Below are 12554 nucleotides of genomic sequence, written 5' to 3'. Positions count from 1 at the left end.
GATTAACACCTGACATCAATAACTGATAAGTAATCTGTTAAAGGTATAACAGCAAAAATTTTGAATCCTTTTACTTGTTTGAGTATTTTTTCCCAATCGCTTAATGTTCTTAGTTTACCTCCTGTTTCAACCATGACATTAATATCTACAGAGCCTCCAGCTGGAGAGCGGTAATCTAAAATAGTTTCTATCAATAAAATACGAGATATTCCTTTGACCAATTTTAAATAAGATAATACTTTATCATCATCATAATGCTGTAGAAAGCGGCAAAAGACACCTAATTCATAATTTGTAGCTGATAGTTCTTCCTGAGTTATAAGTTTGACTTTTAAATTTTCTACTAACTGTCTTGGCACTTTATGTTCGTTATATAGGCCTATGGAACCTTTATTGTGTATATCAGAATAAGCAAGAAATAAAGAGTGTACACCAAATAGCAATATATTCTTAGCACCATCTATATTAATCCTAGAATTAAACTCTTTAGTATCAAACCTAGAATATCCTAGCAATGCTTGGTAAAACGCTATTTTCTTATCTTCTGATGCTTCTCTTTCCTTAAAAGATTCAAATGAAGAGATTGACTTCTGTTTTAGTATATCGGCAATCTTTAACCAATTCTTTTCAGCGGCAACTCTTGCCCACATCGTTGCTGCTTTTGGCAAAAATGGTATTTCCTTAAAACACTTACCTTTTGATGATAGTTGCCATAAGTCCTTGTCCTTATCGTAATCAATAAACCCTATTTCCCACAACGCCCTTAACAGCCTTTCTAGATTTGGTACGATAATGTTTAACTTTTTAGATAAAAACGGCACAGTTGCAGGTAAAATATTTAACAAATCAAGTTCAATAGCAACGCTTGTTAGGTAAGTTTTCCAAAAGGCTGAAAGTTCTGCAGAAATCCTATGCACTTGAGATTCTTTACCTAAATCAAAAATACTAAACTTTACATTTCCGGTAATATCGATTTGTCCTAACACACCTTCAAAAGTTTCAACTTTTGCCATCCCATTATAAAATGCTTCTACCATTTTAAATCTCTGCTGGTAAACAGGATCACCATTAATATCTATATGAAACCAACCATGTTGATCTTCTGCAATAGAATACCCTTTATGAAAAACATTAAGTTTTTTATACCATTTATTATGTACTAACTTTCCATGATGATTAATATGTGTAGCTTTACCATCCTTATAGACTACAGCGATACCATCCTTAAAATCTCCAACATAATCATATTCCTCCTGATAAATCCTGTTGCCATTTAAATTAATATGAAAACATTTATCATGTCTTCTAACTACACAAATATCTTCCTGATAATTTCCAATCCATTGATACAACTGTTTGTATACTCTACATCCAGATGAATCAATATGGTAACACCCTGTATCATCTTCTACGGCCGCTCTATTAAAGTAGAATCCAAAAGTTTTTAGAAATCTATGATGATAAACTGCTTCTCCTCTTACATTGATATGATAAGCACCTGTCTGATCATAAACCGGTGCAAGACCGGGCTCATGAAATTTACCAACCTTTATAAACCTATCTTCATACAAAGGATTTCCTAGTAATTCGTGAAAACTCTCACACGGTGAAATTTTAATAGATTTAAGATTATCTTTGATTAATTGATCAAAGGTTTTCTCATGTTGCATGTTTTGCATAATTTGTAATTTAAATAATTCTTTTGTAAGCTTAGGTACTCACTACTCTGCCATATTTCCTCGAGTTTAACCTCATTAACATTACCAAAATTTCCTAATGTCTTACGGAGTTCATCTGGAGCACAGCAAGGACTAAACTTTCCTTCATTGTTTATCCATGCTTCTTTACCTAAAAATGGGCATTGACCACCTGGAGCCAAATCCTTAATACCTTCTTGAGAAAGAATTGTAAAATTTTCTAATTTTATCTTTTTACCATTTGGTAATAGCATATTATCTCTAAGCTCATATAACCTTCTCACCTCTGTATTCCATCTACTAATTGCTAACTCATCTCTTCTCATAGATAGATCCTTAATTTCCTCAAAATGTGCCCAAAGATGATGTCCTTTAACTCTATCTATGCCGTTTTTTATGGCCATCTTAACTATGTCATAGAGTTCATGTAAATTACTTTCCAAAAATGTTAATTGTAAAGTAACGGTACACCTTTCACCTGTATCGCTAAAGTATTTATCTCTAACTTCAAGGAAAGTTTTTAAATTTTCTGTCACTACTTCCCATTTTGAACCTTTCATGATTCTTTCATGAGTTTCTTTAGTTGCCCCATTCCAGGAAATCTTAACATCAGATAAAATTGGTACCAATAGTTCAGCCCATTTTCTAGCTCCTTTAATGGGAAAAGAACCATTGGTTGTGAGGTTAAGCTTAAGGCCGAACTCATGGCACAAATTGATTATTTCATCAAAGCTTTTATACATTAAAGGCTCACCCATAGTAGAAGGAATGATTTCCCTTAAAGGTGTTCCATCTGCTTCCTTAATTACCTTCCTGATAGTTTCTATTGACATTATCTTGGGTTTTATCCCTTTAGCTTTCTTCTCCTCTTTAACTTTACTATATGGTGAAAAGCATTCACACATTACACAAGCAAAGTTGCAGTAATCTGGATTAGTATCAAAAGTAATTCTCCAAGGACCAGGTTTTGTAGCCACTGATTTGCCTTTATTTTCAATAACATTACGGTAAATTTTGTTAAGTTTCTCAGTATGCTCACTTATAGAAAGCACATTACCATTTTTAGTATAAAGATAGCCTCTTTGGGTCAGTTCACTGTATAATTCCTGGTCTGTAGATAGGACTTGCATTTTTTCTGACAAACTATTTGTATCTCTATGCTTAAATAATAGTCCGTTTATTCCATCTCTTACATATTCTGCCATGCCACCATAATCAGCCGTTATTACTGGTACACTCAGTTGCTGTGCTTCATGTGTGACTAATGGTGAATTTTCACCCCAAATTGAAGGAACAACTATCGCATCAACTTTATTAAATACATCAGTAACTATATTTTTATTGTTATAACTTCCCATCCATTCTATCCTTTCTTTAACAGCATGTGGAAACTGATCGGCAATTGCTTTTAAAGCTTTAGTTTCTTCCCTTGCCGCTCCCCAAATTCTAAGTTTTGCTTTAGATGATAAGTGAGAAAAAGCCTTCAATAATAGGTCAACACCTTTCTCGGGAGTATGAGTACCTATATAACCGAAAATAAACTCTTTTTCTTGCACCCTATTTCTATTCTTAAGACGATTTAGATCAAAACCATAATCAAGATAAGAAATTTTGTTTATCGGAACATTAAAGTCTTGAGTAAATTTATCCATTAAGAATTTTGACGGAGCAATGAAGTAATCTATATAGTCCACTACTTTCTTTGTTTGCTTCATTCTAGTTGCAACCCATTGTTCCCAATAATTTAAGTCTGAATTCAAGAATTCTTCATCTCCTGTAAAATACCCCTTGTAACATTGGGTTGCACATTTTTGATCCTTCTGTCCATCACAAAGCCGTAACAAATCTTCAGAATTACGTTGAATAAATCTTCCTCTTGGACACATTAACCAAAAATCATGTAGCGTAAAAATTGTAGATATATTTTCTTTAAAAGCAACTTCTGGTAAAGTAATTGATAGATGATTAAGATGACCAAAATGTATAAGATCTGGTTGAAAGTTATCTATTATTCTTTTGAATTTTATATTTACTTCTTCATTGATAAATTTGTAACGATATTTAGTTGTAGGTATATTAATTAAATTCAGTAAGATCCGGGAATCACTACAGTCCAGAGCTGTAGTATAATGGAAATCAGGTAAGAAGCTGTTTTCATGCCTAGTAAATATTTGTACCTCATTATTATTGGCTAGTTCATGGGCAAGAGTTTGGCTGTAAACCTCCGAACCAGCGCTATAATAAGGAGGGTAACCATGAATAACTTTTAATATTTTCATATATTACCATATCTATATTGTTAGGATATTCTTGTGTATTGTTTTGTAGACTTTTTATAAATTTACCTAATCCTACTTTTAATGAATGCTTTGGAGACCAACCAAGTAGCTCTTTAGCTCTAGTAAAATCACCATGGAACTTAGTTACGTCAAAATTTCTTGGAGGATAAAAATCAATTCTAGAATCACTTTCCGTGACTTTTAATATTGTTTTTGCTAAGTTTTCTAAAGTACATGGGCTATTAGTAGTAAGATGAATAGCAGGAAGAGAAGATTTCTCGTTTTGTAAATATTTAACAGTTAAGTATATACCCTCTATAACATCATCCAAATAGGTAAAATCAAAAACACATTCTTTACCTTCTATCCTAATTGGATCGCCTTTCAATGCATTGATACAGAGTGCAGGAATTACTCTACTACTATGATCTAGTAAACCACCATATACATTTGAGAAGCGTAATATTGCTACATTAAAGTTAGAACCTTTTAAATTTATTACTTGTTCTTCAATAAACGCTTTACCTTTGGCGTAATTATTTATTGGGTTAATACTAGCAGACTCTGCAACTGGTAGTTCCTTTTGTTCTCCATATACTTCTCTACTGCTTGCATATATAAACCATGGTTTATTCGGAAGCGACTTGCAGAATTCTAAGAATTGGATTGTACCATCGACATTAACTTTTTGGCACAATTTAGGATAAAGCTCACCATGTATAACTCGAGAAATTGCAGCCAGATGAATAACCCCCGTACACTTAGCGAGTAGCGGCATTATATCTTCTGAAAAAAAACTGAGTGGGTTGTCGCGAAACCTAATATCGCAGCTTATTACTTCATAACCCTGCTTTTCTAACTTTTCTACTAAAGCCGATCCTATCAAACCTGCAGCACCTGTTATTAATATTCCCATGTGTCCCTCTCACTACAACCAGGAAAATCTTTCACACCTATCATCTTACAAGTAAGACTTAAAAAGCATTATAAAACTAGTATAAAACAAATGTCAACTTAAATTAAGGATCAATGAATAAAAAAATATAGTTATGAAAGAAGGGTTGGTTGTCTTCTTCTATTTGCCTGAAAATAACGTTCTGCTTTGACCAAATCCTCTTTGTTATTTACCCCCATTGCTTCCTTTTCGTCAGCGACTACATAACCTGCACGTAAGTTATTGCTTGCTGCAATGGGTATTATATCATTAAGACAACATTCGTTGGTCGAATCATTAAATTTTACTTCTTTTATTAGGGTATAAAGATCTTTAGCGTATGAAACCATTATTCCAGAGTTTGCAAGAAGAATTTCATCTTCACTTTTCAAGACTTTTTGAACATTGTCATTATCATCAATTACTAATCTTCCATATTGCTTATCTTGACTATTAAATCCAAGAAGAACTAAATTTTTATTATTACACTTTAAACAATCAGTCATTCTCATAACTGTATCACTAGATATAAACGGGGTGTCTCCGTACTGTATTAAAACTATGTCTTGGTCAGATAACCGCTCCAGGCTTTCTAGGGCAATTTTAACTGCAGTGCCAGTACCTGTAATATTTTCTTGAATTATCAATTTTATATTATATTTATCAATTATATCTTTTAAGGTACTAAATCTTTCTAACTCCTTTAGAAAAGGCTTGTTAATGACAATTGATAGACTTTTTAAACTCAGCGGTTTTGCATTGTGAATTATATGCTCTAAAAGAGTAAAATTTCCCACTTGGTGCAACGCTTTTGAATATTCAGAATTCATTCTACTGCTCTTTCCTGCTGCTAATATTATCAACGTGTTATCCATACATAACTCAAGAACTTACTAGGAGGTAAGTTAAGTGATAATTAATGAGTTGTAAAGTCTACTATAGTTTCCTAAATGATCCAGAAAAAATAATTAACATGCTTGAAATATATAAATCCTCTATGACGCTAATATAGATTAGCCGATAAAGTAAGCTTCCCAGAACTACTCATTTATATTGACCCATCAGTACTTATACAAAAGCTAGTTGATCGAGAAAATAGGCAAATCCTTATCAACGGCCTACTACTTTCCCTAACTTATGCTTCCTTGTTATATTGTTGAGTATACTTTTTAAATAGTTTTTTTCTGTTTTCTATCAACCAATAGAAGTTTCTTTTAGCCCATAAGGATATTTATATAGGAACTGATATTTTCTATGCTGGCAAGAGTCTTGACGCCGTAAAAAAAACTACTCAATAATTGGGTAACTTCTGATGACATTTTCACTGTACATTTATCGCACAACATTAGTGCTACAATCACAGGTGTAAAGGTATTAAACAACCTTTAAAAAGTTTCACTTTTCCCTTAATCAATTTTTCCTTTGATATAAGTGTTTATTGCTTTTGCCCTCTCTGTTGTTATAATTAACATTTTGTAGTAGTTCAAGATGAGTTTTGCATATTCAGAGAAAATCATCCATAGAATCAGCATCTAGCTTATCTAGGTTAAAATATATAGTTTTACAAGATGACTATTTATGGAAGAACATGGTGGGGAGAAAAATGGCTTCAGTGCTTCAATAGAATTGATTATGATAACCGTCTTCCACGTGGCAGAACTTGTGCTAATACTGGTCGAGCTTTTGGTATTAAAATTAATGGTCACATAGTTACAGCTAAAGTTCATAGCTCAGGATCTTACCCATATCGTGGTTCAAAACCTCAACCATATAAAGTCAAAATTATACTCAATGAATTAAGCTCATCAGAACAACAGACCATTCGTCAAATTATTGAAACTTCACCTTCTATACTATCTAAATTAATAAATAGGCAATTACCAACCAGCTTGTTTGATAAGCTTAATGATCTTGGGATTAAATTGTTTCCTTCAAATTGGGAAGAGATGAATGCAAATTGCAACTGTCCTGATTGGGCTATGCCTTGTAAACATATTGCTGCTGTAATTTATCTTATTGCTGCAGAAATTGATAAAAACCCCTTCATGATTTTTAATATTCATAATTGTAATTTGTCAGCACTTATCGATGATTTTGGGAATGGAAAATTAGAAAATGCTCAAAATATTTTAAAGATAGATGATATATTTAAGGCATGTTCTAAAATTAGAATACATAACCAAGCAATTTTAAATGATATTGATTTATCAACTATTCCTAACCTTTTTGATTGTATCAGTAGTATTTTAACAGATAATCCACTTTTTTTTGAAAAAAACTTCCATAATATTTTACAGATAGCTTATAAGCACTGGCAAAAGTATCCTGCAGGAAAGTTAGTGTACTATCCAGCTTCTAAGAAGGAACTATCAGAAGAGGAGCTATTTATTAAAAGATGGGGAAATATTGAGAATTGGCAAACATTTCAACTATTCATTAGACTTCTTTCAAAATTCATGTATGGAGCTCAAAATTGTGAATTGCAGCAATCAAATTAAACCTTAAACCAAAACGTTTTCGTCGGTTTCTATACCTGTCCGAGATGATTTTAAACCTTTTCAATAAGCCAATTACGTTTTCAACAATTGCCCTTTGGCTCATAAGTGCCCTGTTCTCTTTTTTTTGTTCTTTGCTTAACGGATTCTTTTTCATTTTCCTGTGCGGTAATACAACATTTTTGTGTATCTTCTGCATTCCCCTGTAGCCGGCATCAGCTAAGATTTTGGTGTCCGGTAATATTGCTACCTTTGATTCTCTAAACATCCGAAAATCGTGTTTTCTACCATTCGAGAAAGATGTGCATATGACTTTTTTACTCTTCTTCTCTGTTACTATTTGTGTTTTTATAGTATGCCTTTTTTTCTTTCCAGAGTAGAAGGGCTTTTGCTTTTTTTTGGTCTCTCTACTGGCGTTTCAGTTCCGTCTATTACTAAAACTTCATATTCTACATCACTCTTTAATAGCTCTTTTTTTCCTGGTAATGCAAAATCTGGATGTTTTATTAATATGTCTTCTACCTATCTTATTATTTTAAAACTGTTACTTTCACTCATGCCATAGCTTTGCCCAATATGAAAATATGTACGATATTCTCTTATATATTCCAGTGCCATAAGTAGCCTGTCTTCTATGCAAAGTTTACTTTTTCTTCCACTTCTAGCTTTTTTTCTTTTATCCTCCACTTCTAGAATTTCTACCATTCGCTCAAATGTTGCTTTTTTTACCCCTGTTAAACGTCGAAACTTTTCTCCTTCTAACTTTTCTATTTCCTTAGAACCTGTTCATAATCTTTTGAGGAACAAAGCAGTGAAAGCAAGAACTACCATTTGCAAGCTGGTGTTGAGTTTACGCTCGCAATTTTTCCATAACCGTCTACATTTTTCCAACCAAGCAAAAGAACGCTCTACAACCCATCTTTTTGGCAATACAGCAAAGGTATGTAATTCACTGCGTTTTATTACCTCAACAGTTGCACCAATAGTTGCTTTTATTTGTGTTGCAAAATTCTCTCCCGTATAGCCTGCATCAACCAGTACATTTTTAACTCCCGAGAGGTTTTCTTTTGCATTTTCTACCATTCTCACAGCACTGCTACGGTCAGTTATCTCTGCTGTTGTTACATAAATTGCATGTGGCAAACCTTGCGTATCTACTGCAATATGGCGTTTTATTCCTGAAATCTTTTTGCCTGCATCGTAGCCTTTTTCTTCAGCAGTATCTGCATTTTTTACACTCTGTGCATCAATTATGCAGAAGCTGGTTTTTTCTTTCCGACCATTGTTTTGTCGGACTACGCCAACTATTTTTTTTTAACACCAGCTCCAGAACACTTTCTTTATTTGCATCTGGTTTTTCACTCCACTTCTTAAAATAGTCGTAACAATTGCGCCATTTTGGAAACTCTTTTGGTAGCATTCTCCACTGACAAACGCTTTTCAGAACGTATAACACTCCACAAAATACATCATACAAATCAAGTTTTCTTGGTTTTGTTTTTTTTCTACAGGACTCTAGATCTGGTAATATAATCTCAAATCTTTCCCGACTTATATTACTTGGGTATAAACTCCTCATATATCCTAACTTATATACATTATCTCTTAGTTTATTCCTTTCTTGAGATCATGTACAGGTTCTTAGATGAAAGTTTATTTGGAGATCTTCTTTCTGATTATTCAGGGGTAAAAATAGAAAAAGATGGACCAGTGTTATCATTTGGAAGAGTAAATTTTTTCAGGTCTAGTGGTCCAGTTATTAGGATTATAGAAAACTATCTACGCGATCATTATGAACGAGCTTTAAGCAATGATATATATCGCCTAGATGTAGCAATCCTTGGAGAAACCGAGCCTCACACAAAGAATTATAACGGTATTTATGAAAGAAATCATTTGTGGTACAACTTAAAAGCACTATATCCATTACCACAGAGTTTATTACCATCGATTAAATTTGCAAAAGCGCAGATAGTATTATCGGACAGTTGGAACTTAGGAGAAACAAATGCGTGCTTTCCGGTTGGTAGCATAGAAGAAGAAGGAAATAAATTTGTATTGGGAAACGATAAACTTTCATGGCAACGTTGGAATTTAAAACACAAACCAATTTTAGAAAGGTTTAGCGTTACTCACCACTACAAAGTAGAAAATTATACTGATCAGAAGATTACAAACTATGTTTTAGCAGAACACAATGTTTACTATAAAAACGATTTAGAGCAAGAAGACTCAATACATGAATTAGAAAAGCATATTTTGGTATTTTACCCAGGAGTACTGAAATGGCACGAACATCGACATTTGCACAGAAGTTGGAAAAATAGTCAAGCAATATGTGTAATAAGTTAAATGCTTGTATTTAGATCCTCATATATTATATTAATAATAGGTAAAAGTGTATGAAATAAAAAGAAAAGGACTTGCTTTCTCATGCTAAAACGGACATAACTTGAATAGCAGCAGGTAAATATAAGAAATTTATCTAACGCTAGAAAAGCTAGTTTTGTGAGGTAAGTATGAAGTTTAGCAAAGAATCTTTTAGTAAGTTTTTTAAAGAAGTATCAAGTAACGATATTAATAAAAGAAATGAAGAAGGAGAGACGATATTGCACCAAGCAGTGGAAATCTCTGATTACAAAACAGTGAGATTATTAATAAAAAAAGGGGCAGATGGTGTGCCGTAGAGACACAAAGAATGTTCAAGTAAGAGCAAACTAAGTGCAAAAGCTGCACAGTAGATGAGGGTAGGTCCCTCGGAGCCGGTTTACAAGAGCAGGCTTCAAACAACCATAAGCTGCTTTGGTAAAGAGCCAAGGTAGTGAGCGTTATGGAAAAGGCATAATTATATGTCATGTAAGGAATAGAGAGATGAACGAAAGTGAACCACTGATGAAGTGTCGAAACCTTTTAAATGACGTCAAAACCAGGGGGTCGTTTGTAACCTGGGATAAATCTATCGGGAGCTTGTTTACTGGATAGATGGCGTCCGGCATAAAGGTGGCATGAATCTATTTCAGGCTATTGTGTGGAACTACGGGAACCTGTCGTTTCGATGATAAGGGAGAAATCCAAGGAGCTAAACTCTAAGGATGAGAGTACCGATGCGAAAAACAGGGGCGGATCAGCTCGTAGTAGTGAAGAAGTTTCTGTAATGGAAATGGAGCGAAGGAGCTGAGTTATTCAGTTTTAATTATGTATCAACCGAAAGGGAGGAGTTAATGAATAAAACAAAGTCTTTTGATATACCAAAGCAACTTATTTGTAGGGCTTATAAACAAGTATCGAAAAATAAAGGTGCGGCTGGTGTGGATGAGGTTTCGATAACAAAGTTTGAAGAAAATCTAAAAGATAATCTGTACAAACTATGGAATAGGATGTCATCCGGAAGTTATTTTCCAGAGCCGGTAAAAGCTGTTGCGATACCAAAAGATACAGGAGGGCAAAGAATTTTATGTGTTCCTTCAGTATTCGACAGGATAGGGCAAACGGCTGCTGCTATGTATCTAGAGCCGCTGGTAGAACCAAAATTTCATGAGGATTCATATGGTTATAGACCAAATAAGTCTGCACTGGATGCGGTAGATACAGCTCGTAAAAGATGCTGGAGGTACGATTGGACGATAGATCTTGATATATCTGGATTTTTCGACAATTTGGACCACGGCTTGGCATTGCAAGCTATCAAAAAGCACACAGACTGCAAATGGGTCATACTGTATGTTGAGAGGTGGATGAAAGCCCCCATTCAGCAAGCAGATGGCAGTAAGGTAGTTAGGGATAAAGGAGTTCCGCAAGGAGGTTCAGTTAGCCCAATCATCTCTAATATATTCATGCATCATGTGTTTGATATATGGATGAAAAAGAACTACCCGACAGTACCATTTGAGAGGTATGTGGATGATGCGATAGTGCACTGCAGAACAGAGAAACAGGCAGAGTTTGTGAAAGTAATGATCGAAGAAAGATTGGCTGAGTATAAGTTGAAATTGCATCCTGAAAAGACACAGATAGTGTACTGTAAGGATGACAATAGGAGTGGTGAATTTCCTAAACAAAGTTTTAATTTTCTGGGTTACACATTCAGACCCAGGTTAGCAAGAAATAAAATAGGGAAGTATTTTGTTTCATTTCTTCCAGCAATTAGCAACAAGGCCAAGAAAAAGATTACTACAACCATAAGGTCATGGAAAATGCTACGAAATACGCATATAACATTAGAGGAGATATCAGGAAAAGTAAATCCAATAGTCAGAGGCTGGTATCAGTACTATGGCAAATTTTACAGAACTGAAGTATACAAATCTCTAAAGAATATAGAGCGGCATCTAGAAAAGTGGGTGAAAAGGAAATATAAGAGACTCAGGAGTCACGGAAGACTAGCAAGACAATTTCTAGGAAAGGTGAGAAAGAGGTCTCCGGATATTTTCTATCACTGGACACTAGGGTTAGGCCAAAAGGCTGAATAATGGAAGCTGTATAAATCGAGAGGTTTACGTACAGTTTTGCGAGAGACTGGTGGGGAAGTTCCACTGGTCTACTCTCCTACTCAAAAAAGGAGAATAAAAGGTACCGATATTACGTGTGCAATAACCATTTAAGGGGAAAAGGTTGTGAATCAATAAACAGAACTATAGTAGCGGGAGAGGTGGAAAAAGAAGTAATGAGAAAGACAGAGCAGCTATATGAAAAATGGGGAGAAGAATGGAAAAATTTAAGTTTCAGAGAACAGAAAGAAGTAGTGAAAAAGTTAATAAAGGGAGTAATGGTAAAAGAAGATGGAATAGAAGTATGTTCTGAATCAGAGGAAAAATTTATACCAATGAAGAAGAAAGGAAACAAATGCACAGTAGTAGAGCCAGAAGGAAAAACAAATAATGCGCTACTGAAAGCAGTGGTGAGAGCCCATTCCTGGAAACGTCAACTAGAGGAAGGAAAATATGGGAGTGTGAAGGAGCTGAGCATTAAAATTAATATAGGTACAAGACGTATACAGCAAATTTTAAGGTTGAATTATTTAGCACCAAAGATTAAGGAAGACATAGTAAATGGGAGACAGCCAAGAGGTTTGAAGCTATCTGATTTGAAAGAAATACCGATGTTGTGGAGCGAGCAATTAGAGAAATTTTATGGATTAGCATCTTAATTT

General features: G+C 34.3%; 8 protein-coding genes and 4 pseudogenes. 6 read left to right on the top strand and 6 right to left on the bottom strand.

From position 1 onward, the window contains the following. Nucleotides 1-2: 2 nt before the first annotated feature. From AABM58_RS05790 to AABM58_RS05775, 4 genes are all read right to left on the bottom strand, one after another. On the bottom strand, nt 3-1679 hold the full coding sequence (locus AABM58_RS05790) for a WG repeat-containing protein (protein ID WP_338406624.1): 1677 nt from the start codon (nt 1677-1679) through the stop codon (nt 3-5). Further along, entirely contained in the window at nt 1640-3976 is a 2337-nt protein-coding gene (locus AABM58_RS05785; protein ID WP_338406625.1) for a glycosyltransferase, read from the bottom strand. Before AABM58_RS05785 ends, AABM58_RS05790 begins: the two co-directional genes overlap by 40 nt. Next, entirely contained in the window at nt 3933-4892 is a 960-nt protein-coding gene (locus AABM58_RS05780) for an NAD-dependent epimerase/dehydratase family protein (RefSeq protein ID WP_015588901.1), read from the bottom strand. The genes AABM58_RS05785 and AABM58_RS05780 overlap by 44 nt, the downstream gene beginning before the upstream one ends. 131 nt (nt 4893-5023) lie before the next feature. Beyond that, nucleotides 5024-5785 (bottom strand): NTP transferase domain-containing protein, encoded by a 762-nt coding sequence (locus AABM58_RS05775; RefSeq protein ID WP_338406626.1) that lies wholly within the window; start codon nt 5783-5785, stop codon nt 5024-5026. Nucleotides 5786-6478: 693 nt separating this feature from the next. Here AABM58_RS05775 and AABM58_RS05770 point away from each other — a divergent pair. Then, complete coding sequence (locus AABM58_RS05770; RefSeq protein WP_338406627.1) at nt 6479-7408, top strand: SWIM zinc finger family protein; 930 nt, start codon at nt 6479-6481, stop codon at nt 7406-7408. Here AABM58_RS05770 and AABM58_RS05765 read toward each other — a convergent pair. After that, nucleotides 7365-8176: pseudogene (locus AABM58_RS05765) on the bottom strand (IS5 family transposase). The gene AABM58_RS05770 and the pseudogene AABM58_RS05765 overlap by 44 nt on opposite strands. Nucleotides 8177-8191: 15 nt before the next feature. After that, nucleotides 8192-8984 (bottom strand): IS5 family transposase gene (locus AABM58_RS05760; protein ID WP_338405927.1). Its coding sequence is split into 2 segments (ribosomal slippage): nt 8192-8719 and nt 8721-8984, totalling 792 coding nucleotides; the frame shifts between segments, so codons are not numbered across the junction. Between the two features lie 62 nt (nt 8985-9046). Between AABM58_RS05760 and AABM58_RS05755 the strand changes: the two are divergent. The 5 genes and pseudogenes from AABM58_RS05755 to AABM58_RS05735 all read left to right on the top strand — a co-directional run. Next, a pseudogene (locus AABM58_RS05755) lies at nt 9047-9757 on the top strand (phage tail protein); the annotation flags it as partial. 167 nt (nt 9758-9924) lie between these two features. Beyond that, nucleotides 9925-10080, top strand: a pseudogene (locus tag AABM58_RS05750) (ankyrin repeat domain-containing protein); the annotation flags it as partial. 380 nt (nt 10081-10460) lie between these two features. Beyond that, entirely contained in the window at nt 10461-10583 is a 123-nt protein-coding gene (locus AABM58_RS05745) for a hypothetical protein (RefSeq protein WP_338405986.1), read from the top strand. A 43-nt stretch (nt 10584-10626) separates the two neighbouring features. After that, a complete protein-coding gene (gene ltrA, locus AABM58_RS05740) occupies nt 10627-11874 on the top strand; it encodes a group II intron reverse transcriptase/maturase (protein ID WP_338405985.1) in 1248 nt (415 codons plus the stop codon). Nucleotides 11875-11945: 71 nt separating this feature from the next. Then, nucleotides 11946-12551: pseudogene (locus AABM58_RS05735) on the top strand (recombinase zinc ribbon domain-containing protein); the annotation flags it as partial. Between the last annotated feature and the right edge of the window lie 3 nt (nt 12552-12554).

It is taken from the genome of Wolbachia endosymbiont (group A) of Longitarsus flavicornis, assembly GCF_963931955.1.
Classification (GTDB): domain Bacteria; phylum Pseudomonadota; class Alphaproteobacteria; order Rickettsiales; family Anaplasmataceae; genus Wolbachia.
The sequence above is the reverse complement of the archived record's forward strand: the minus strand, read 5'-3'. Positions and strand labels throughout refer to the sequence as shown.